The sequence below is a fragment of the Janthinobacterium sp. GW821-FHT03C08 genome, from assembly GCF_059420905.1.
Genome location: NZ_JBWKUP010000001.1, coordinates 468,518 through 490,507, shown reverse-complemented (window position 1 = coordinate 490,507; position 21,990 = coordinate 468,518). Strand labels below are relative to the sequence as shown.

Below are 21,990 nucleotides of genomic sequence, written 5' to 3'. Positions count from 1 at the left end.
AGCTCACTGGCCGCCCTTGACGGTGGCGGTGGGCGTAGCGGCAGGCTTGTCGCCGGCAGGCGCCTCGTCGCCGCCCGTCATGGGCGAACCGGCGCGCGGCGCGGCCTGTTCCGGCGCGGCGATGGCCTCAGGCGCGCCGCCCACGCTGCCACGGCCGCCCACGGCCGCCTCGGTGCCGGAATTGAATTCGGCCGTCAGCAGGTCCGGGCGGCGGATGCTGCGCAGCAGGCGCGGCGTGATCGACAGCACGATCTCGCTGCGCATGGCGTCGTCCTTCTGGCTGCCGAACAGGCGGTTCAGCACGGGCAGTTCGCCCACGCCCGGCACCTTGTTGGCCGTGCCCCGGTCCTCGTCGCTGATCAGGCCCGCCAGCACCTGCGTCTCGCCGTCTTTCAGCCGCAGCACCGTGGAGGCGCTGCGCGTGCCGATCTGGTACGCCTGCGTGCCCGTCTTGCTGATGACTTCCTTGACGACGTTCGACACTTCCAGGTTGATCTTGATGGCCACTTCGTCGTCCAGGTACACGTTCGGCTCGACGTCGAGTTTCAGGCCCACGTCGATGTAATTGACGCTGTCGGAACTGACGCCGTTGTTCGTCGTGACGGTGATCACCGGCACGCGGTCGCCGATGAGGATCTTGGCCTTTTCCTTGTTGCGCACGCGGATGCGGGGATTGGCGAGGATATTGCTGTCGCTGTCGGTCTTGTTGGCGTTCAGGGTCACGCCGCCGATGCCCAGGTTGATATTCTCGCCATTGATGCGGCGCAGGTCGGCCAGCTTCAGGCCGCCCAGGCCCGTGCCGCTGCCCGCCAGGGTCAGGCTGGCCTGGTCCGGCCAGCGGATGCCCAGCTCCATCAGGCGCGTGCGCTTGACTTCCAGCACTTCCACTTCCAGCATGACTTCCGGGTCGGCCAGGTCCTGCACGTTGATGATGCGCTCGGCCATGCGCACCATTTCCGGCGTATCGCGCAGCATGATGATGCCCAGGCGTTCATCGGTGACGACGTCCTTGGCCTTGAGCAGGGTCTTGATGGAAAACGCCACCGTCTTGACGTCCGCGTTGGCGAGGAAGAAGGTGCGCACCACCAGCTGCTGGTAATCCTTCACCTTTTGCGGCGTGTTCGGGTAAATCGTGATCGACTTGTCGCTGGTGACGCTCTGCTCCAGCTGGTTTGCGCCCAGCAGCATGGCAATCGCCTCCTCGATGCTGGTGTCGCGCACGGAGATGGTGGCGCGCAGGGCCGGGTCGACTTCCTTGTCGAAGACGAAGTTCAGGCCCGAGACCTTGCCGAGAAAATCAAACACGGAGCGCAGCGGTGCGTCGCGAAATTCCAGGGTCACGGGTTTGCGGTAGGCGGCGGCCAGCTTGCCGCCGGCGGGCCGGGCTTTGGCCTGTTCGTCGCTGATGCGGCCTTTCAGGGCCAGCGCCTCGCGCTGGGCGGGACGCTCCTGCAGCACCTGGCGCAAGGCTTCCTGCGCCTGCGCCACATTCGCGTCGCCGCCGCGCTGGTAGCTGGCCTGTGCTTCCTGCACCAGCTTGCGGTGGCGCTCGTCCTGCGCCACGCTGGCCAGGCCCCGCTGCGCCACGTCGTCGCTGGCGTCCAAGGCCAGCGCCTGGCGGTACAGCGCTTGCGCTTCGGGTAAATTACCTTGCTGGCGCAGTGCTTCCGCGCGGCCATTCAGGTTGTTCAGGGCGCGCATCTTGCCGTTCGTGACGGCGATGCGGTACTTCGCATTCGTCGGTTCGGCTTGCGCCGCCTGTTCCAGCAGGGCCAGTCCCTGCTGCGTGTGGCCCGCGCCCAGCATGGCCTGGCCATCGTTGTAGGCCTGGTTGCCGGCGCAGCCAGCCAGCAGGGACAGCATGGGCAGCAGGGTGAAGATCGTACGTGGTGCGCGTCGTTTCAATTGAGGTCCCCTACGGCGAGTGTCTGTTTCAGGTTGAGCGGCAGATAGGTAAATTGCAGGGAGCCCTGCACCACGCCGTCGAAGCGGTAGCGGTCTTCCAGGGTGTCGCCGGGCCGCGCCACCACGTTGCGTTCGCCCGCCTGCAGAAAATAGGCGGCCTTGCCTTCGTCGACGAAGCGGCCGAGGAACTGAAAGGGGAGCGGAGGCGGTGCATTCGGATCGATGGCGGCGACGGTGCGCGTGGCCTGCGCCGCCTGCTGGTCGAGCATGATTTTTTTCGGTGTCTCCGGCTGCCAGCTTTGCTTGGCGAACAAGGTGGCCGCTTCCTCATCGTCGAGTGCCCGGCGCCGCTCGATGGCCAGCGCGGAGCGGGCGGGCGCGGCACTGGCCGCCGTGACGATGGCTGGTGCCGGCACGCGCTCCACCTGGCGCGGCGTGGCCGTGGCCGGCCCCATGATGCTGCCTTCGTCCTCGGGCGCGAAGATCGCGGCCAGCAGGGTCGCCACGGCGGCCGCCCCCAGTACGGCTTTTTTCATGAACGCACCTCCGGTTTTTTCACCAGCAGGACGAACTGGATGCGCGCGTCGATCTCGCCTGCCTCGATCTGCTCGCGCTTGAACAGCACGGAGTCGAGCGTCAGCGTGGGCAGTTCCTGCAGGGCGTCGACGATAAAGGCTTGCAGCTGCGCGTATTCGGCCTTCACGGGCAGGGTGACCTGATAGCGCAAAAAGGCCGTGTTGCCGTCTTCCTGCGGCTTGTAGTCGGCCTTGGCCAGGGTGACGCCACTCTTTTGCGCCACTTCCAGCAAGGTTTTCAGCTGCTCGGGAATGCTGTCATGCGCGGGCAGGTAGGCGTGGAAGGCGGCCAGGCTGTCGGCTTCCGTATCGAGCGCGGCGGGTGTCGGCGGCAGCGCCGACTGTCTTGCCGCCGCCGTCAGTTGCGCCGCCAGATGCTGCTGGCGCGCCGTCAGCGCCTTGCCCTGCTGTACGGCGACGGCGGCCAGCGCCAGGCAGGCCGCGCCGATGGCGCAGGGCCAGCCCAGGGTACGCCACAGCCGCTGAGCTTCCCACTGCAGGCGCGGCGGCAGGCGCAGTTGCAGGCGCGGGCGTGCAGGCTGCGTGCGGACCGTCAGCACGGGTTTTATTGCCGCCATTGTGCCCCCAGCTGAAAACGGTAGGGATGTCGAGGGGCGCTGGCGTCCGCGCTGCCGCTCATCTCGTGCTTGAGCAGGTACACGGAGCTGAACATGGGCTGCTGGTTCAGGAAGGCCAGGTAGTTGAGCATGTCCTGCGGTGTTTCCGCCTCGGCGGCAATTTTCAGGGCGCTGGCGCCATCCTGGCCCTGCTGGGCATTCAGGTCCAGCCCCAGGAGCGCCACGCGCACGTCGCGCGGCGCCTGCACCGTCTTGATCAGGCGCGTGACGGGCAGGTTGAGCTGCCGCACGGCGAGGGCCACCTGTTTCAGTTCGATGTCGCGCTCGCGCTGCTGGCTGGCGGACAGGGGCGCGCGCACGGGTCTGGCGGGCTGCAGCTGCGCCAGTTGTGCTTCCAGGCGCCGCGTTTCCTGCGCCTGTACGAGCCAGAACAGGGAGGCCGGCAGCAGGAGCAGGGCTCCGGCCAGGCACAGGAGCAGACGCCAGCCGGAAAAAGCCTGCGTCACGCTGGCGGACATGAATTCGATGCGGCTCAGGCCCATGCGGCCTCCCGCATCAGGTGTACCGGGCTGGCCGCAGGCATGGACTGGAAGCGCGCCGATAGTTCCACTTGCGGCACGCCGCTCAAGTCCAGCAGCGCCACCTGTTCGATGGTGTCGAGCTGCGGTGCGCGCAGGTTCCAGCGCCGCCAGGCCCGCTCCAGTTCATCGCCCCAGGCCGTGTCGCAGGACTGGCTGTGCAGGGCCGTGATGCGCCCGCCGCCGGTCGTCGCCAGCAGCAGCCGGCCCGCCTCCACCAGGGCGAAGGCGGCCGGCTTGCCGCCGGCGATGCTGCGCCACGCCGGCCCCACGATGGGTTCGATGGACAGGCAGCGCCGGCCATACGCGCTGGCCGCTTCCTGCACGCCCTGCAGCAGGGCCGCATCGATGCCGCAGGCCAGGCGCGGCTGGCCATATGGCGCGTCGTCGGCGGCCAGGCGCCAGGCGCGCGCGCCGTCGCCATACACGGCGCCGAACTGGCTGTGCAGAAATCGCTGCGCGCTGGCGGCATCAAGCAGGGCGCCGCTCCACGGCACCATCAGCATGGCGCACCAGCGGCTGGCCAGGCTGACGGCCAGCGGCAGCTTTTTGCCAGCATCCTGTTCCAGCCAGCCGCGCAAGCCGTCCAGCGCCCCTTCCCAGCTGGCGCCAGGAGTCAGGATGGGCAGGTGAAAAGCGCTGTTCGCGACGGGACGGCCGGCGCGGCGCTGCACGCCGTAGAGTGCCTGCGGCGCCAGGTGCAGGCACAGGGTATGGTCAATAAGTGACACGATTGAGCTCCGCTAGAGTGGTTTCGCCGCGCCGCACCAGGTCCAGGCCCGCTTCGCGCGCCAGGCGAAAGCCGTTGCGTGCCGCTTCATCCTTCATTTGGCTCAGCGGTGCGCGCGTGCAGATCATTTCGCGCATCGCATCGCTGAGCATCAGTACTTCGGCGACAGCCTTGCGGCCCTTGTAGCCGGTGCCGCGGCAATGGCCGCAGCCCTTGCCGGCCATGAACTGCCAGTCCTGCACCTGATGCGCCGCCAGGCCGCTGTCGCGCAGCTGCTGCGTATCGGCCAGCACCTCGGCGCTGGCGTCGACGGCGCAATGGGCGCAATTGAGGCGCAGCAGGCGCTGCGCCACGATGCCGTTCAGGGCCGCCGCGAAGCTGTAGGCGTCCACGCCCATGTGCAGGAAGCGGCCAAGCACGTCGAAGACGTTATTCGCATGCACGGTGGTAAACACCAGGTGGCCCGTGAGCGCCGCCTGCACGGCAATCTGCGCCGTTTCGTCGTCGCGGATTTCGCCGATCATGATCTTGTCGGGATCGTGGCGCAGGATGGAGCGCAGGCCGCGCGCGAACGTCAGCCCCTTCTTTTCGTTGACGGGGATCTGCAGCACGCGCGGCAGCCGGTACTCGACGGGGTCCTCGATGGTGACGATCTTGTCGCGCCCCGTATTGATTTCCGTGATGGCTGCATACAGCGTGGTGGTCTTGCCGGAACCGGTGGGACCCGTCACCAGCAGCATGCCGTGCGGCTTGGCGGCCAGGCGGCGGATCTGTTCGATGGCGTCCTCGTTCAGGCCCAGGCTTTCCAGGCGCAGCGCCTGCGCCGCTTCCGTCAGCGCGCGCCGGTCCAGCAGGCGCAGCACGGCATCCTCGCCGAAGATATTCGGCATGATGGAGACGCGGAAATCGATCTCCGCCCCTTTCACGCGCACCTTGAAGCGGCCGTCCTGCGGGATGCGCCGCTCGGCGATATCGAGGTCCGCCATGACCTTGATGCGCGAGATGATCTGTTCGGCCATCGGCAAGCCCTGCACCTGGCCCGCCTGCACCAGCACGCCGTCGACGCGGTACTTGATGACCAGGCTGGCCACGTCGCATTCGAGGTGGATGTCGCTGGCCTGGAATTTCAGCGCGTCGTAGATGGTGGAGTTCACCAGTTTCACGACAGGGCTGCTGTCTTCGCTGATGCGGATCAGCGAGATGTCTTCGATGCTCTGGTCCAGCCCAGGCACATCATCTCCGTGCTGCATTTCCTGCATCGCCTGCTGCACGCTTTCCTGCTGCAGCAGGTAGGCGGCCAGGTCGTCCGGGTGCGCCAGCGCCACCGTGAAGGGCGTGGACAGCGCGAAGTCGGCCCATTGCAGCAGGTCCTCGCTGAAGGGATTGCCGATGACGAGCACGGGCGGTGCGCCGGGAGCGTCCGGCTGCAGCAGCACGCAGTCGCGCTGGGCGCAGTCGGTGTAGGGCAGCAGGGAAAAGGCGGGCAGGGCGGCCTGCAGTTCGGCCATCGTCCACGCCGGGTAGCGAAACAGGGTGGCCAGCTGGCGCAGGAAGACGTCGGGCGGCAGGGCCGCCGTTTCCTGCAGCACGGCCATTTGCGGGCGGCCCTGCGCCAGCGCGCCGGCGTGGGCCTGGCGCAGCATGGTCGCATCGAGCACGCTGCGCTCTTCCTCGCGCGCGTTCATGGCAGGACTTTCACGATAACGTTCACGACAAGCTCCCCGCCAGTTCAAAGATCGGCATGTACATCAGCACCACCACGCCGCCGATGACGACGCCGATGATGGTCATCAAGAGCGGCTCGAGCAGGCGCGAGGCCCAGTCCACCCAGCGGGCGAATTCCTCGTCGTGGAACTTGGCCGAGCGTTCCAGCATGTCGCCCAGGCGGCCCGTGTTTTCTCCCACTTTCAGCAGCGATTGCGCCACGGGCGTGGCCATGCAGGCCTGTTCCAGTGCGGTGGAAAACGGCATGCCTTCCTGCACCGCGCGGCGCGCCAGCGCCAGCTGCTCCTGTTGCGCCGGTAGCAGCATGGGCGCGACCATGGCCAGCGCCTTGTGCAGCGGGATGCCCGCATGCAGCAGCAGGCTGAGGGCCCGGTAGAAGCGGGCGAGGCGGAATTCCGCCGCTTTTTCCGCTAGCACGGGCAGGCGCAGCAGGTGCAGTACCAGCGCCTGGCGCGCGCCGGCATTGGCTACGCCAAACAGCACGGCGGCCACCACGCCGGCCAGGGCGCTGGCGCACAGCAGCGGATGGGTGGCCAGGGTCTGGCCAAAAGCCAGCAGCATCTGCGACATCCAGGGAATTTCGCGGCCCGAGCTTTCATACACGACGCTGAACTTCGGCACCACGTAGCCGAGCAGGAAGAGGGTCACCAGGCCACCGACGACGAGCAGCATGCACGGGTAGATGGCGGCGGAAATGAGTTTTTTGCGGATGGCGTCGAACTGCAGCTGGTAGCCGACGAAGCGGGCCAGCGCCTCGGGCAGGTTGCCCGAGCGTTCGGCCGCGTGCACGGTGGCGATGTAAATGTCGGGGAAGATGTCGGGAAAATCGGCCAGGGTGTCGGAAAAGCTCTGGCCTTGCTGCAGGGTGAGCACGATGGCGGCCAAGGTGGCCTTGGCTGCCGGGCGCGTTTCCTTGTTGTGCAGGGTGGCCATCGCCTCTCCCAGGTTCAGGCCCGCTTCGAGCAGGGCCAGCAGCTCCTGGCTGAATTGCAGCAGGGGCAGGCCCTGCTTGCCGGGGCGGACCACGGCGCCCGTCTCCTGCGCGGCGCCGTCGTCGACGGCCAGCACGCGCCAGCCGCCACGCACGGCCGCGCGGATCGCCTCGGCCTCGCTGGCGGCATCGATGGACAGCGCCTGGCTGCCCGCCGGGCCCTGTACCTGGAGGTGGAACTGCATGGCCGCGTCAGGCGGGCATGGACGTGAACAGGGATGGGCTGGCAGGGGAGACGGCGCGTGCGGGCAAGGTCGAAGTAGGCATCGGTCAGGAACAATCCAAAAAGGTCAATTCGTCGCGGGTACCGGCAGCAAGCAAGATGCAATCACTGCCTCAGGGTAGACTGGAATTGCAAGAAAATCAATCGTGTCGTGCGGTGGATGCGGGCGACTGGCGGCAACTGGCCGGCCGCCCGCGTGTTCAGCCGCTTACTGGGTGATCAGGCTGACCTTGTCGATCACGAACGAGGTTTGCAGCGAAGCGTCCTCGGTGGCGGCAAACGAGATCTGCACGGTCTGGCCCTTGTAGGCGATCAGGTCAAACGTGCGGATCTGGTAGCCGGCCGCCTTGTTCGCGTTCGAATACGTGGCCAGGGTGCCCAGCACGGTGCCGGCGCTGTTCTTCACGGTGACGACCAGCTTGTCGTAGGCGGTGGTGCCCGTTTCGGCCGTGTCGATATGCAGCGCAAACGTCAGGCTGGCGGACGTGGCGGCGGCCGGAATGGCCACGCTTTGCGTCAGCGATTCGCTGGCCGTCGTGCCATTGCCGCCCAGCCAGGCGTATTTCGTGCCTTCATACGCCACCTGGCCCGTGAAGGTGCCGATGGCGCCCGTGGTGCCGCTCCAGCCCGTGGCACCGGACTCGAAGCCGCCGTTCGTCACTCTTTCGGTGGCGCTGCTCGTGCCGACCGTCAGGGTGGCGTTGTTCGACGTTGCCGTCACGGCTGGCGACGAGGAATCCGTCACCGTGGCCTTGAAGACGGCGCCGTTGTCGGCCGCTACGGTCGTGAAGCTGTAGCTTGGCGATGTGGCGCCGCTGATCACGGCGCCATTGCGGTACCACGTGTAGGTGTATGGCGCCGTGCCGCCGCCTGCGCCCACGGCGAACGAGGCGGTGGCGCCTGGTGCGACGGTGATGCTGGCCGGCTGGCTGGTGATGCTCACTGCGCCGCCCGTCGTCGTTTCATCGACGTCGGTGCCCACGTTGATGGCTGCATACGCGCGCTTGACGGCGGTTGCCTCGGCGCTGCCCACGCCATACAGCTCCTCGGCTGCCGCCAGCACCTTGTTGCGCGCGTCGGCGTAGTTGGTCGACGACGTGAACTTGGTGGTGGCTGCCTTGAACCAGATGCGGTAAGCCTTGTCGCTGCCGATGCCGGTCATGGCCAGCGGGCTCTTGTTCAGGTAGGAGCTGTAGTAATCGCTGCTGGACGTGGAGTTCGAACCTTGCGACAGGAAGTAGAACATGCGGTTGTTCGGGCCGCTGCTGTAATGGACGTCGAGGTTTTTCAGCGTGCTGCTCCACGCGTTCGGGCTGCTGCCATCCTTGCTTGGCTTGTACATCCAGCGCAGCGGCTGGCCATTCTTGGCGATCTCCTTGCCCATCATCCAATCGTTGCCCGTGTTGGGAATGCTGGTGCCCGTGCCGCCGGCGCGCGCATACGCTTCCACCATTTCGCCGGCGATATCGGAGTTCGATTCGTTCAAGCCGCCCGATTCTTGCGAGTAGACCAGGCCCGAAGTGGCGTCCGTGATGCCATGGCCCATTTCATGCCCGATCACGTCGATCGAACCGAGGCTGTTGAAGGAGCTGCCGCCATCGCCGATGTACATGCACTTGCAGCTGCTGTCGTAGTAGGCGTTGTCATAGGCCGTATTGACGTGGGCGGCGATGTGCGTGGCCGTGTTGTTGCCGTCCAGGCTGGACCAGCCCAGCACGTTCTTGTGCGTGTCGTAGGTGTTCATCAGGCCCCACATCGCATTCACGGCCGCCGTCTGGCCGTTGGCATTGGTGGTGCTGCCGCCGCTGATGTATTGCTGGCCGTCGCCCCAGGTATTGCTGGTGTTGCTGTACACGCTGCCCGACGTGGTGCCGTGGTTGGCATTGGTGATGGCCATGGCGCCGAAGCTGCCGCCCGTGCCGCGCGAGGCGTCCTTCAGGGTGTAGGTGCTGCCGGTGAGCGTGGTGTTGATCGGCACCTGGCCGTTGTACTGGCTATTGCCGACGCCGACGACGGTCTTCAGGGCTTTCCACTGGCGCAGGATGCTGCCGTCCCTGGCGCTGACGACGGTATCGTAGTACACCGGCTTGCTGCCGCTGATCATGCGCGTCTGTACCAGGTAGGCCAGCTCATAGTGGTCGACGACGTCCTGCACGTCCAGGGCGTTGAGCGACGCTTCCGATTTGTTCTCGGCGCCGGCCACGCGCACGGTTTTCATGACGGGGTAGATCAGCAGCTGCGCCTGTGGCGGCACGTGGTCGACGGCCTGCACGCCGATGTTCTTGACGGCGGCGGCGATGGCTGCCGCCGCGCTGATGGCGGGCGTGGTGTCGATGTCGGCGGTGGCGCTGCGGGTGACGGAATTGACGCCACCGCTGCCGAGGCCGGACGCGCGGTCCGACACGGATTCGCTGACGATGTCGCCGGCGTTGTTGCTGACGACCACCGTCTCGGAGCCGAAAACGGGCAAGCCCTTGTAGGTGTGCTGTACGCGGCTGACCCGCGTGCCGCTCACGCCAGGATGCTGGGCGCCGACCACGAAGCCATGTTCGGTGTTCAGGCCACGGCTGCGCGCCTGTGCCGCCAGCTTGTTGACCAGGCTGGCAGTCTCTTGCGGCGACGCCAGGCTGACCGGGGCGGCCATCAGGGTGGGTGGCAGCGGCGTGGCGGCATCGGCCGTGGTGGCCATCAGCGGCAGGGCGGCGATGGATGCGGCAACTATCGTCAAACGTAAATTCATTTCTGCTCCATGGTATCGGTTAGGAAAATGGTGAATGAGCTGGCCGCGATTGTCTGATGGCCACCCCGGCGCGCCTGGCGGCGGGCGGATAGCCTGCCGTTGTTGTGATGGGATAGCGTCGGGTAGGGCGACACTAAACTTGTCGATATCGCCATGTCAAAAAATTCAAGAAATGGGTCAGGATGGTTTTTTTTGTTAAGAATTGAACATTTATCTGGCATTTATGAAGCGAACGTTTGATCTGCCGCAAACCGTAAGTTCTGTTTTGGACTAGTCCCTCTCGTTGCCTGTTCTGTTGGCAAAACACTGTTGCATTTTTTAAATGTTGCGATCTACACTAGCTTTGCGCGTTGCCCCCAGCGGGCCACGTACAGACAAAAAAAGCGCACGCGGCAATGACCGCGTCCATGTCGCGCATCGGGAAAAAAATCGGGAGTTTCACATGACGTCAGCACTGTTTTTTGCCATTGGTTTCAGCCATTTCCCCTCTGGAGCGGCACTGATGCTGCATCCGCCTTCCTAGCCGCCGCCGCCCGGATCTGCCCCTGCAACGGGTTTTTTCACGATGTCCGGCCGCGCCTCCCGGCGTGGCCGCGGGTTCAGTGCGTCTTTTTTTTGAGGAAGGGTTGCCGGCTACCGGTGCGTGTACCGGTATCACCGGCCCGATGAACTATGCTTTCGATAGCGACCAAAGTGGAACAGATCGTGATGGAATCGGCCTTTCTCAGCGAAGGCCTGGGACGCGGCTTGCTCAACCTGTCGGAGCTGGCGCGCCAGTTGCAGCCGCAATTGCAGACGGATTTGTGGAAACCGGTGGGACAGGCCGCCGTGGTGATGGCACTGCGCCGCCTGGCCGAACGGCTGCCGCAGCAGAAGAGCGGCGAAATCGTGCTGGCGCACAGGGCGGGAGAGCTTTCCACGCGCAGCGAATTGATGGTATTTACCTACCGCTATTCCGACCAGACCTATGCCTGCCAGAGGCAACTGCTGGCGCTGGCCGCGCCGCAGCGGGGCACCTTCATCACCATCACGCGCGGCGTCAACGAGGTGATGGTGATCTGCAGCCGTAGCCTGCACGCGCTGGTGGACGAGGTGTTCGGCAGCGAGCAGGAACTGGCACGCCTGGAACGGGTGACGGCCGTGACCTTGCACCTGGCCCCGGAAACCTGCTATACGCCAGGGGTGTACCATGCCATCCTGCGGCGCCTGGCGTGGGACCGCATCAATCTGATCAACATCATCTGCACCTACACGGAGCTGACCCTGCTGCTGGAAGCATCGCAGACGGGGGCGGCGTTTTCCGTGCTGTCGAAAATCGTCGCGCAATAGAAAACGCCCCGCTGCATTGCTGCAGCGGGGCGCTTGCGGGATGGACGCCGCTTATTTTTCCAGCTGCGTGCGCACGCGGGCGATCGCGGCGCGCACCTGGTTTGGCGCGGTGCCGCCCACGTGGTCGCGCGCGGCCACGGAGCCTTCCAGCGTCAGTACCTCGAACACGTCTTCGCCCGTCAGGGGCGAGAAGGCGCGCAGCTGCTCCAGCGACAGGTCGGCCAGGTCGCAGCCCGCATCGACGCAGGCGCGCACGGCCAGGGCCACTGCTTCGTGGGCGTCGCGGAACGGCAAGCCTTTCTTGACCAGGTAGTCGGCCAGGTCGGTCGCCGTGGCGTAGCCTTGCAGGGCTGCCGCGCGCATGGCTTCCGGTTTCACCGTGATGCCGCCGGCCATGTCGGCGAAGATGCGCAAGGTGTCGACGACGGTGTCGACGGTGTCGAACAGCGGTTCCTTGTCTTCCTGGTTGTCCTTGTTGTAGGCCAGCGGCTGGCCTTTCATCAGGGTCAACAGGCCGATCAGGTGGCCGTACACACGGCCCGTCTTGCCACGCGCCAGTTCCGGCACGTCCGGATTTTTCTTTTGCGGCATGATCGACGAGCCGGTGCAGAAGCGATCCGCGATGTCGATGAAGCCGATGCGCGGGCTCATCCAGATCACCAGTTCTTCCGCCATGCGCGACACGTGCATCATCAGCACGGCCGAGGCGGCGCAGAACTCGATGGCGAAGTCGCGGTCCGAGACGGCGTCGAGCGAGTTATGGCACACGTCGTCGAAGCCCAGGGTCTTGGCCACGCGCAGGCGGTCGATGGGGAAGGTAGTGCCGGCCAGGGCGGCGGCGCCCAGCGGCAGGCGGTTGACGCGCTTGCGGCAGTCGGCCATGCGCTCGGCGTCGCGGCCGAACATTTCGACATACGCCAGCATATGGTGGCCGAAGGTGATCGGCTGGGCCACCTGCATGTGGGTAAAGCCAGGCATGATGGTGTCGGCATGCTGCTCGGCCAGGTCCGTCAGCGCGCTGCGGAACGTCGCCAGCAGGGCGGTGATGTCGTCGATGGCGGAGCGCACGTACAGGCGGATGTCGGTCGCCACCTGGTCGTTGCGCGAACGGCCCGTGTGCAGGCGCTTGCCCGCATCGCCCACCAGTTCGGTCAGGCGTTTTTCGATATTCAGGTGGACGTCTTCCAGGTCCAGCAGCCATTCGAACTGGCCGCTGGCGATTTCCTGCGAGATTTGCGCCATGCCGCGCTGGATTTCCGCGTAGTCGGCCGGGCTGATGATGGCTTGCGCATGCAGCATTTCCGCATGGGCCAGCGAACCTTCGATGTCGAACAGCGCCAGGCGCTTGTCAAAAAATACAGAAGCTGTGTAGCGCTTGACGAGGTCCGAGACCGGTTCGGAAAACCGGGCCGACCAGGCTTCGCCCTTTTTGGAGAATTGATCAGTCATGAAAGAAGTCCTTTAGTGTAGGGCGATTATAAACAAGGTTGGCCTGCGGTAGGGCTTTTAGGGGGCTGCACGGCCGCGAATTGGCCCGGAATGCGGCTTGCTGGCGTCAAATGGCGTCGGGAAGGGGCTTTGCGCATTCCATCGGGGCTGTTTGTATTCTGTCCCGCAAATCGTGCATTTTGTCGCAATCCGGTGGCGATGATGGGGGCTTCAGCCTAAAGTTCAATCATCGCAAGACAACAACACAAACCCGCCACTCACCAAAGGAAAACATCATGAACATCGCCAAAAACATGGAAGCCATCTTCGTCGCCATCGTCGCCATTGCCGCCGCCACCAGCCTGGCCACCGCCGCCGTGCCGAAGTTCCGCACCGCTCCCGCCGCCATCGTCGCCAGCGCCGACCAGGCCACCATACACACCGTGTATGTCAGCGCCAAGCGCCTGAGCGCAGCAGAGAAAGCCGCCCTGTAAGCGCGTCCTGGCAATGCAGCCAGCACGCGAAGCAGTAGTAGCAGCAAATCGCAGCATCCCATCACGGGCAATCGGAACGGGCGGCGCCCCCGGTTCTCTCCAGCCCAGGTGACAGCAGCGCGCAAATCGCCGATGATCGGTTTTTCCACGACAGGCGGACAGCGTGATGCCACACTTGAAGATCAGTAGCGACAAGGCGGAACTCGACGTTCCGGCCATTCACCATTTTCTCAGCACGCAATCGGCATGGGCCGGCGGCATCGCGCTGGCCACCGTTCAGCGCGCGATTGACCATTCGCTCTGCTTCGGCGGCACGCTGGACGGCCGCCAAGTGGCGTTCGCCCGCGTGGTCAGCGACTACGCCACGTTTGCCTATCTGGTCGACGTGTATGTGCTGGAAGAGTACCGCGGCCGCGGCTACAGCAAGCGCCTGATGCAGGCCGTGATGGCACACCCCGACTTGCAGGGTTTGCGCCGTTTCATGCTGGCCACCAGCACGGCGCATGGTTTATATGCGCACCACGGCTTTACGGCGCCGCGCAGGCCGGAGACGCTGATGGAGCGCTACTTTCCCGATATTTATCGGCGTTGAACCACTGGCGCGGCTGGCGCGCGATCCCGGTTTTCCCTGCTATCTATTTTTATTGATCAACAACGCGACAGCCTTTTACCGGACCCAAGACTCCATGACCTCTTTTTTTCTATGGCCTTTCCTTGCCGCGTCGCTCACGGCGACTGGCGCACCCGCGCCGGATGCCGTCAGCGCCGCCCCTTGCGAAACGGGTATTTTCCGCAAGGACCAGACGCGCTTCGTCGCCGTCACCAAAGGCGGCAAGGGATACGGCTACACCTTCAGCGACGGGGTGGTCGGCAATACGCTGGATGCCGGGGCGCTGCTGGCGTGCGGCAAGGATGTCGTGCTGGTCAGGGGCACGGAGCGCTGGCCGTAAGTCGCGCTGGCGGAATCGAATACGCGCTTTGAATCGGACGGCGCCATGCTCGCGGGCAGGCTGATCGAGGCGCTTGGCGCAGGCAGGCATACGCCGCTGGTCGTGTATGCGCATGGCTCCGAGGGCAGCGGTTGGATAGAGCGCGCGCGAACCCTACCAGATGGTCGGGCGGGGCGTGTCGGTGTTCGTGTATGACAAGCGTGGCAGCGGACTGTCCGGGGGCGAATACACGCAGAATTTCCCGCGTCTGGCCGATGACCTGGTGGCCGCCTCGCACGAAGCCCGGCGGCTGGCGCAAGGACGCCATGGCCGTTTCGGCCTGGTTGGCGTGAGCCAGGGCGGCTGGATCGTCCCGCTGGCGCAGGCGCGCGCCAAGGCGCAGTTCATCGGCATCGGCTATGGACTAGCGGTCGATATCGCGCAGCAGGATGCGGCGCAGGTGGACAAGGAAATGCGCGAGCGTGGTTATGGCGGCGAGACTGTCGCCCAGGCCCGCAGGGCGACGGAGATCACGGCAAGGCTGGTGAAATCCGGCTATCAGGATGGTCTGGACGAACTGGCGGCGTTCCAGCAGCAGTTTGCCAAGTAGCCCTGGTTTGCCTTCATCAAGGGCGGCTATACGGGTGTGCTGCTGGGGATGCCCGTTGAAGAGTTGCGCAGGCATGGCGTGCCGCAGTTCGACAAGCTCGGCGTCGACCGGTAGCAAGATCCCATGCAGGCCTTGCGCCAGGTCGCGGTGCCGCAGTTGTGGGCGTTGGCGGAAGATGATCGCCAGGCGTCGCCGGCCGTTACCGTGGCGCGGCTGACGGCGCTGCGCGGCCAGGGTCAGGCCATCTTCGTCCACCTCTTCCCCAAGGCCGATCACGGCATGCGCAACTATGAACAGACAGCGGACGGCACGCGCAAGCCCACCGTCATCGCGCCAGGCTATTACGACCTGTTGGCCGACTGGGCAAAAGGGCGCGTTGATGGACCTTACGGGCAGGCGTCCCGCCAATAAGGAAAAAGCCACGGCGATCATGCGTCGCCGTGGCTTTTTTTTATTGCCAGTGCATCAGGCAAGGTGGAATCAGGAGCAGCAGCGCCAGCACCAGGTAGATCAGCTGCAGCGGGATCATCCACTTGGCCCAGGTGATCCAGGGCACGCGCGCCAGCGCCAGCACGCCCACGGTGATGCCGGAGGTAGGAATCATCGGCGTGGTGAATTCACCGAACTGGAAGGCCAGGATGGCCGTCTGGCGCGTCACGCCCACCAGGTCGGCCAGCGGCGCCATGATGGGCATGGTGAGCGCCGCCTGGCCGCTGCCCGAGTGGATGAAGAAGTTGATCACCGACTGCATGAAGAACATTTTTTGCGCGGCGAAGACGGGGCTCGACGAGGCCACCAGGGGCGTGAGCGCATGCAGCATGGTGTCGATGATCTGCGCGTCGCGCGCCAGGATCATGGTGCCGCGCGCCAGGGCGATGACCAGGCCAACGCTGACCATGTCGCGCGCGCCCTGCACGAAGGCGGCCACCAGGCTGTCCGTGTCGAGCCGGCCGACCAGGCCGACGACGATGGCCATGACGAGGAACAGGGCGGCGATTTCATCGATGAACCAGTCGTATTTGACCACGCCGACGACCATCGTCAGCAAAGTGGCAAGGAAGATCCACAGCACGGCGCGGTGCGTGCGCGTCATGCCGGCAAAGCTCTCCAGGTCCAGCGTATGCTCGCGGCGCTTTTCGATGTCGAGCAGGTAGGTCGGGCTTTTCTCGGGATGGCGCTTGATGCGCGCCGCATACCACATCAGGAAGACGATGCTGACCGCCGTGGCGATGGCCCAGACGATCAGGCGGTAGCCGATGCCGGAAAAGATCGGCACGCCGGCGATGCCCTGCGCGATGCCGACGTTGAACGGGTTCAGGAAGGCGGCGGAAAAACCTACCTGCGAACCGATGAAGGGTATCGATACGCCAGTGATGGTGTCATAGCCCAGGGCCAGGGCCAGCGGCACGAAGATCAGGATGAAGGGAATCGCTTCCTCGTTCATGCCGAAGGTGGCGCCGCCCAGGGAAAACATGGTGAAGAAGACGGGGATGATGGCTGCGCGCACGAAGCGCGAGCTGGTGTGCGCCTTGGCGATGGCCTTGATCAGCGAATCGAAGGCTTCCGTCTTTTGCAGCACGGCGAAGGCGCCGCCGACGATCAGCACGAAGCCGATGATCAGGCTGGCGTCGACGAAGCCCTTGATGGGTGCCATCATCAGGGCGGCCAGGCCCTGCGGCTTGTTGTCGACGTAGTGGAAGGTGCCGGGAATGATGAGCTGCTTGCCATTCACCAGCTGGGTGTCGAATTTCCCGCCCGGTACCAGCCACGTGGCCAGGGCGATCATGGCCAGGATGCCGCATAGCAGGACGAAGGTATTGGGGAGCTTGAGTTTTCTCATGGCGCTTTTTTTGGATTTTTTATTGGCTTAACAGACTGCCGCCGCGAAAGGCGACGGCGCCAGCGACCTTGCCGACGTTCATGCCGCGCAGGACATGACGGTGGGCGCTGCGCGCGAAGAATACACCAGCGACCGTGCAGCGCAAAGTCGTCGTCTCGCCGCTGACGGGATCGATCAGGTCGGCCAGCGCATCGCCGGCGGCCAGCACGTCGCCCATTTCGCGCAGGTACACCAGCACGCCATGGTGCGGCGCGAGGATAGGTTCGACGCCAGCCAGCGGCGTGGGCTGGCATTGCGGTGCGGGCAGGTCGTCGCCGGCGCCTTCGATGTCCAGCACGCCCTCGATGGCGAGGAAGCGCAGCAGGGCGGTCGCATCGCGTTCGGCCAGGGCGTAGCTCACTTCCACCTCGCCGCGCAGTTCGACGGTGGTCGACAGGCAGGCGGCGGGGATCGGATAGCGGCCGCCGAAGTGGCTGTCCAGGTCCCACCACAGGCGGCTGCACGCCTCATCAAACGGCTCTTCGCCAGCCGCCAGTTCCAGTAGCACGGCACGCGCGCCCAAGAGCGCCGACAGGGGCGCGATCTGCGCCGCCAGCGGCGTGCCCGTGTAGATATGCAGGGCCGCCTCATTGTCGCAGTGCAGGTCGAGCACGATGTCGGCGTCGATGGCCATGCCCAGCAGGGTCTTTTTCAGCGTCTCCGCATCCGTGCCCGGCCACCAGGCGGCGACGGCGTCGCGCGCATGCGCGCGGATCAGGGCCACGTTGGCCTGCGCATCCTGCCCCAGCTTGCCGTCGAGCGTGATTTTCAGTTCCTCGGCCACGTGGCGGTAGGCGCGGTTGAAGTTGATGCCGGTGGTCAGGTCGAAGCGGCCGAAGGGCGCACCGTGGATGGCTTGCGCCAGGCCGATCGGATTGGCGGCCGGCACCAGGATGATTTCGCCGTGCACCTTGCCCGCTGCCTCCAGCGCCAGCAGCTCGCGGCGCAGGAACTGCGATACCAGCATGCCCGGCACTTCGTCTGCATGCAGCGCCGCCTGGATGTAGACCTTCTTGCCGCTGCGGCTGCCGGTGGCCGTGCCGCCGAAGTGAAAGCTGCTCAATTGGCAGGACACGCTGGCGTGCGGCGTGGAGATCGGATGCTGTTGTGCGTGCATGGTGGGCGCCCCGGAAAGGTGCATGGTTGATGGATTTCGGTCGATTATGTCGCATTATTTTCACGAAGTAAATCAATGAAAATCCATTTACAAAAAATTGTTGAGTTTTCTTTTTGATATGCGTAAAGTGAGTTCACGCGCTGATTTTTTGGCGCCGACACATCGATCCGCCGCACATGACAAGCACAGGCCGCCAGTGACATGAAAGCATCCGCCAGCCCTGCCCGCAGCAGCACCCGTACGCCAGCCGCACCCGCGCTGGCCGGCGCGCTGTCGTCGCCCGATGCGGCGTTTGCGCAATCGCCGCTGGGACAGGCGCTGATGCATGTGCTGGCAACCGGGTCGGCTTCGCAGCGCCAGATCGCGGACTACCTGCTGCGCAACCAGATGCGCGTTACCGCGCTGGGCATCGAGGAACTGGCCGACAGTTGCCGGGTCTCGACGGCCACCATCAGCCGCTTCGCACGCGACATCGGCCAGAGGAATTATTCGGCCATGCGCAGCGCCATGGCGGAAACCCTGCAGGCACTGTTGCAGCCGGTCGATAAACTGCGCCATACGATAGAGCGTCGCGCGCGCGCCACATCCCCCGTCACGGAAAGCCTGGAATACGCGGCGGCGAATATCGCCGCCACCTCGGGTGCGCTGGCGCTGCCGGATATGCACGCCGTGGTGCGCCATCTGACGCTGGCCCAGGTGGTGTATGTGATGGGTTTTGGCCTGTCGGCCAACCTGGCCGGCATGCTGGTGCAGCATTTGCAGCCGTTTTGCCCGCATGTCGTCGAAGTGGTGGGCATCGGCGGCTCGGAAGTGGCGGCCGGACATCTGGTCAACCTGACGGCGAGCGACGTGCTCGTGGTGATTTCCTTCCCCCGCTATACGCTCGACTGCATCGGCCTGGCCAATTTCGCGCGTGACCGCGGTGCCCGCATCGTCGCGCTCACCGACTCTCCCGCCTCCCCCCTGGCTGAACTGGCCGACCATGCACTGTACGCGCAAAGCACGCATCCCGTCCTGCCCAGCAGCGCCAGCGCGGCACTGGCCATGATCGAGGCGCTGGCCGTGGCGCTGATGGTGTCGAACAAGGACAACGTTGAAAAAGCCGCCCGCCTGAGCGAGGTGATCGCCGCCTACCTGTACGGCGGCGAACATGGCGTGCAGGGACCCCGGAAAACAGCAGTCAGGCAGCGCAAGGCAGTGCATAAAAAGCAGTCATTATAAAAATCAGGGTTAACACCATCTGGGAGAGTTGGCATGCAAGAAAAAAAACAGGACGGCAGTCGCATACTGCCACGTGTATCGGTGCTGGCCCATGCCGTGCGCCTGGCCGTAGGGGGCTTGAGCGTCTCGGCGGCGCTGGGCATGCTGGGCAGCGGTGCGCTGGCGCAGGAGCAGGGGGCGGATGCGGGGACGGCGCAGCCCAGGATGCAGCGCGTGGAAATCACCGGTTCGGCCATCAAGCGGCTCGAATCGGAAACGGCGCTGCCGGTGCAGGTCATCACGCGTGCCGACATCGAGAAGGCGGGCGTGACGACGGCGGCCGAACTGATGGCGCGCGTCTCGGCCAACGTGGGCGGCCTGACGGACGGCGCCAGCATCAACGTGGGCGGCGACCAGCGCGGCTTTAACAGTGCCAACCTGCGCGGCGTGGGCACCTCGTCCACCCTGGTGCTGCTCAACGGGCGGCGCATGGCCAACTTTGCCTCGCCCGGCGACGACGCGGGCGTCGATCTGAATAACATCCCCGCCGCCGCATTGCAGCGCGTGGAAGTGCTGCTCGACGGCGCCTCGGCCCTGTACGGCACGGACGCCATCGGCGGCGTCATCAATTTTATTACGCGCAAGGATTACCAGGGCGTGGAGCTGAATGCGTACGGCAGCGGCACGCAGGAAGGCGGAGCCGGCAAGCGCACGGCCAGCATCACGGCCGGCACGGGCGACCTGGCGACGGACGGCTACAATATCTTTGCCGTCGTCGACCTGCAGAAAACCGACCGTTTGAGCTCGTCGCAGCGTAAATTCATCCCCAATCTGCAGATTCCGCAGCGCCTCGGGCATTTGCTGTCCAGCTTTACCAGTCCGGCGAATATCCGCCTGTCGGGCGAACAGCGCGACTATTTGCAGGACAACGGCTTCCTGCTCAATGGCCGGCCCATCACCAACCGGCAGATCAATCTGTCGATCCCGAACTGCGCGCCGCCGGCCAATCTGTACCTGCCGGCGGGCACGGGCGGCGTCGATGCCTGTACCTATGACTACATGGGCGATACGGAGCTGTATCCGAAGACGGACAAGCAGAACCTGCTCACGCGCGGCGTGCTGAAACTGAACGGCGACCACCAGCTGTATGCGGAAGTGGCGCTGAGCCGTTCGCGCAGCTATTACGTGGGCTCGTCGGCGCGCGTGACGGGCTATCTCGATTACAGCAAGGTGCCGCAACTGGCCAACACGGGGCTGGACAGCATCGTCGATGAAGACGGCAATCCGACGGCGCGCGAGCTGGAACTGCGCATGCGCCTGAACGAAGCGGGCATGCGCACCAGCCAGTTGACCAGCGAGAGCCAGCGGTTCGTCGTGGGCGCCACCGGCACGCTCGCCGGCTGGGACTACGACGTGGGCCTGAACCACAGCGTCAACGTGGTCAAGGACCGCGACACGCACGGCTATGTCCTGTACGACAAGCTGCTGGAAGGGATCGCCGCCGGCGATATCAATCCTTTCGGTCCCTCCAGCGCGAAAGGCCAGGCGCTGATCGACAGCATCCAGGTCAACGACGAGGTGCGCCATGCGCGCGGCACCATGGACTCGCTCGATTTCAAGGCGTCGCGTGCGCTGATGGCGCTGGGCGGCGGCGATCTGGCGCTGGCCATGGGCGGCGAAGTGCGGCGCGAGCGCACGGAGTTCCGTCCATCGGCGCTGCTGATGAGCGATAACATCAACAACGACGCGGCGCCCGAAGGCGGCGGCCCCACCAGCGACAGCCGCAACGTGCAAGCCATCTACAGCGAACTGCTGCTGCCATTCACCCGGCAGTGGCAGGCGCAATTGTCCGGCCGCTACGACCATTACCAGCAGGTGGGTGGCGCCCTCAGTCCGAAGATCGGCCTGACCTACATGCCCAGCAAGCAGGTGCTGATGCGCGCTTCGGCCGGCAAGGGCTTCCGTGCGCCGTCGATGGCGGACCTGCACCGGCCCACCGTCTACAGCAGCACGGCGACCCTGCCTGATCCCGTGTATTGCGCGAGCGAGAACAATGACTATTCCGTCTGCGCCGACAACTGGGACACGCGCCGTTACAGCAACGACAAGCTGAAACCCGAACGCAGCCGCCAGTTCTCGGCCGGCCTGGTGCTCGAACCGAGCCAGCACTGGACTTTCAGTGCCGACTACTGGAACATCAAGCGCACGGACCTGATCAGCGAGATCGGCGACGACATCATCCTGGCCAACCTGTCCAAGTACGGCGACCTGGTACACCGCGACGAAGACGGCTTGATCGACTACATCGAACTGCGCAAGGAAAACCGCGGCGCGCAAAAGGCGTCCGGTATCGATATCACGGCCGACCTGCATGGCGTAAGGACGGCATGGGGGCGTTTCGGCGGCCACCTGAGCGGCACCTACGTGCTCGATTCGAAAATCCAGACCAGTCCCGGCGACGTCTTCATCAGCAACCTGAATAAATTCGTCACGGACGGCGTGGTCCAGCGCTGGCGCCATACCATCACGCTGGACTGGGACAATGGCCCGTATTCGGCCAGCCTGTCGAACACGTATTCGAGCGGCTATGACGACCAGAACTCGGCCATCAACACGGATGACGGCAGCGTGGTCAAGGCGAACCGGGTGAAGGCGTACACGCTGTGGGACATGTCGGGCGCCTATGCGGTGAGCAAGCAGTTCAAGCTGCGCGCGGGCATACAGAATCTGTTCAATACCAGCCCGCCCTATTCGAACCAGGCATATTTTTTCCTGTCCGGTTATGACCCCAGCTACACGGACCCGCGCGGCCGGCGCTTTTACGCTTCGGCCAACTATACTTTCAAATAAAAAAAACAGGAGATACCGCAATATCGCTGTCACACACGGCGAGTAGCATCGTAGTTCGATGGCGTTGGGTTGCAAGCAGCAGTATTGGCAGCAACGGCGCGTGCCGGTA

General features: G+C 64.9%; 19 protein-coding genes. 8 read left to right on the top strand and 11 right to left on the bottom strand.

The genetic code is table 11. From position 1 onward, the window contains the following. Positions 1-3: 3 nt before the first annotated feature. The 8 genes from AC07VL_RS02230 to AC07VL_RS02195 all read right to left on the bottom strand — a co-directional run bounded on the left by AC07VL_RS02230 (position 4) and on the right by AC07VL_RS02195 (position 10,045). Positions 4-1,905, bottom strand: coding sequence for a secretin GspD/PilQ domain-containing protein (locus AC07VL_RS02230; RefSeq protein ID WP_494804413.1), 1,902 nt, complete (start codon positions 1,903-1,905; stop codon positions 4-6). Further along, a complete protein-coding gene (locus tag AC07VL_RS02225) occupies positions 1,902-2,441 on the bottom strand; it encodes a hypothetical protein (RefSeq protein ID WP_494804412.1) in 540 nt (179 codons plus the stop codon). Before AC07VL_RS02225 ends, AC07VL_RS02230 begins: the two co-directional genes overlap by 4 nt. After that, positions 2,438-3,058, bottom strand: coding sequence for a hypothetical protein (locus AC07VL_RS02220; RefSeq protein WP_494804411.1), 621 nt, complete (start codon positions 3,056-3,058; stop codon positions 2,438-2,440). The genes AC07VL_RS02225 and AC07VL_RS02220 overlap by 4 nt, the downstream gene beginning before the upstream one ends. Next, a complete protein-coding gene (locus AC07VL_RS02215; protein WP_494804410.1) occupies positions 3,046-3,600 on the bottom strand; it encodes a hypothetical protein in 555 nt (184 codons plus the stop codon). Before AC07VL_RS02215 ends, AC07VL_RS02220 begins: the two co-directional genes overlap by 13 nt. Next, positions 3,591-4,367 (bottom strand): hypothetical protein, encoded by a 777-nt coding sequence (locus AC07VL_RS02210; protein ID WP_494804409.1) that lies wholly within the window; start codon positions 4,365-4,367, stop codon positions 3,591-3,593. The genes AC07VL_RS02215 and AC07VL_RS02210 overlap by 10 nt, the downstream gene beginning before the upstream one ends. After that, positions 4,354-6,051: a GspE/PulE family protein gene (locus AC07VL_RS02205; protein ID WP_494804408.1), complete on the bottom strand. Its 1,698-nt coding sequence runs from the start codon at positions 6,049-6,051 to the stop codon at positions 4,354-4,356. The genes AC07VL_RS02210 and AC07VL_RS02205 overlap by 14 nt, the downstream gene beginning before the upstream one ends. A gap of 22 nt (positions 6,052-6,073) precedes the next feature. Then, positions 6,074-7,267: a type II secretion system F family protein gene (locus AC07VL_RS02200; protein WP_494804407.1), complete on the bottom strand. Its 1,194-nt coding sequence runs from the start codon at positions 7,265-7,267 to the stop codon at positions 6,074-6,076. Positions 7,268-7,513: 246 nt separating this feature from the next. After that, positions 7,514-10,045: a M4 family metallopeptidase gene (locus AC07VL_RS02195; RefSeq protein WP_494804406.1), complete on the bottom strand. Its 2,532-nt coding sequence runs from the start codon at positions 10,043-10,045 to the stop codon at positions 7,514-7,516. Between the two features lie 672 nt (positions 10,046-10,717). Here AC07VL_RS02195 and AC07VL_RS02190 point away from each other — a divergent pair. Further along, on the top strand, positions 10,718-11,374 hold the full coding sequence (locus tag AC07VL_RS02190) for a hypothetical protein (protein WP_494804405.1): 657 nt from the start codon (positions 10,718-10,720) through the stop codon (positions 11,372-11,374). A 51-nt stretch (positions 11,375-11,425) separates the two neighbouring features. Here the strand turns inward: AC07VL_RS02190 and argH are convergent, their stop codons facing one another. Continuing rightward, a complete protein-coding gene (gene argH, locus AC07VL_RS02185) occupies positions 11,426-12,823 on the bottom strand; it encodes an argininosuccinate lyase (protein ID WP_494804404.1) in 1,398 nt (465 codons plus the stop codon). Positions 12,824-13,098: 275 nt separating this feature from the next. Between argH and AC07VL_RS02180 the strand changes: the two genes are divergently transcribed. The 5 genes from AC07VL_RS02180 to AC07VL_RS02160 all read left to right on the top strand — a co-directional run bounded on the left by AC07VL_RS02180 (position 13,099) and on the right by AC07VL_RS02160 (position 15,246). After that, the gene (locus tag AC07VL_RS02180) at positions 13,099-13,296 is read left to right on the top strand and encodes a hypothetical protein (RefSeq protein WP_494804403.1); all 198 of its coding nucleotides are present in this window, start codon (positions 13,099-13,101) and stop codon (positions 13,294-13,296) included. Positions 13,297-13,462: 166 nt separating this feature from the next. Further along, complete coding sequence (locus AC07VL_RS02175; protein ID WP_494804456.1) at positions 13,463-13,888, top strand: GNAT family N-acetyltransferase; 426 nt, start codon at positions 13,463-13,465, stop codon at positions 13,886-13,888. Positions 13,889-13,982: 94 nt separating this feature from the next. Next, positions 13,983-14,246: a hypothetical protein gene (locus tag AC07VL_RS02170; protein ID WP_494804402.1), complete on the top strand. Its 264-nt coding sequence runs from the start codon at positions 13,983-13,985 to the stop codon at positions 14,244-14,246. Between the two features lie 160 nt (positions 14,247-14,406). Beyond that, the gene (locus AC07VL_RS02165; RefSeq protein WP_494804401.1) at positions 14,407-14,835 is read left to right on the top strand and encodes an alpha/beta hydrolase; all 429 of its coding nucleotides are present in this window, start codon (positions 14,407-14,409) and stop codon (positions 14,833-14,835) included. A gap of 123 nt (positions 14,836-14,958) precedes the next feature. Then, entirely contained in the window at positions 14,959-15,246 is a 288-nt protein-coding gene (locus AC07VL_RS02160; RefSeq protein ID WP_494804400.1) for a hypothetical protein, read from the top strand. A gap of 40 nt (positions 15,247-15,286) precedes the next feature. On the opposite strand, the gene AC07VL_RS02155 is transcribed toward AC07VL_RS02160, so the two are convergent. Then, the gene (locus AC07VL_RS02155; RefSeq protein ID WP_494804399.1) at positions 15,287-16,675 is read right to left on the bottom strand and encodes a YfcC family protein; all 1,389 of its coding nucleotides are present in this window, start codon (positions 16,673-16,675) and stop codon (positions 15,287-15,289) included. A gap of 19 nt (positions 16,676-16,694) precedes the next feature. Next, a complete protein-coding gene (locus AC07VL_RS02150) occupies positions 16,695-17,831 on the bottom strand; it encodes a succinylglutamate desuccinylase/aspartoacylase family protein (protein ID WP_494804398.1) in 1,137 nt (378 codons plus the stop codon). A 201-nt stretch (positions 17,832-18,032) separates the two neighbouring features. Between AC07VL_RS02150 and AC07VL_RS02145 the strand changes: the two genes are divergently transcribed. Both AC07VL_RS02145 and AC07VL_RS02140 read left to right on the top strand, forming a co-directional pair. Further along, the gene (locus tag AC07VL_RS02145; RefSeq protein ID WP_494804397.1) at positions 18,033-19,052 is read left to right on the top strand and encodes a MurR/RpiR family transcriptional regulator; all 1,020 of its coding nucleotides are present in this window, start codon (positions 18,033-18,035) and stop codon (positions 19,050-19,052) included. A gap of 33 nt (positions 19,053-19,085) precedes the next feature. Further along, positions 19,086-21,881, top strand: coding sequence for a TonB-dependent receptor (locus AC07VL_RS02140; RefSeq protein ID WP_494804396.1), 2,796 nt, complete (start codon positions 19,086-19,088; stop codon positions 21,879-21,881). Positions 21,882-21,990: the final 109 nt, after the last annotated feature.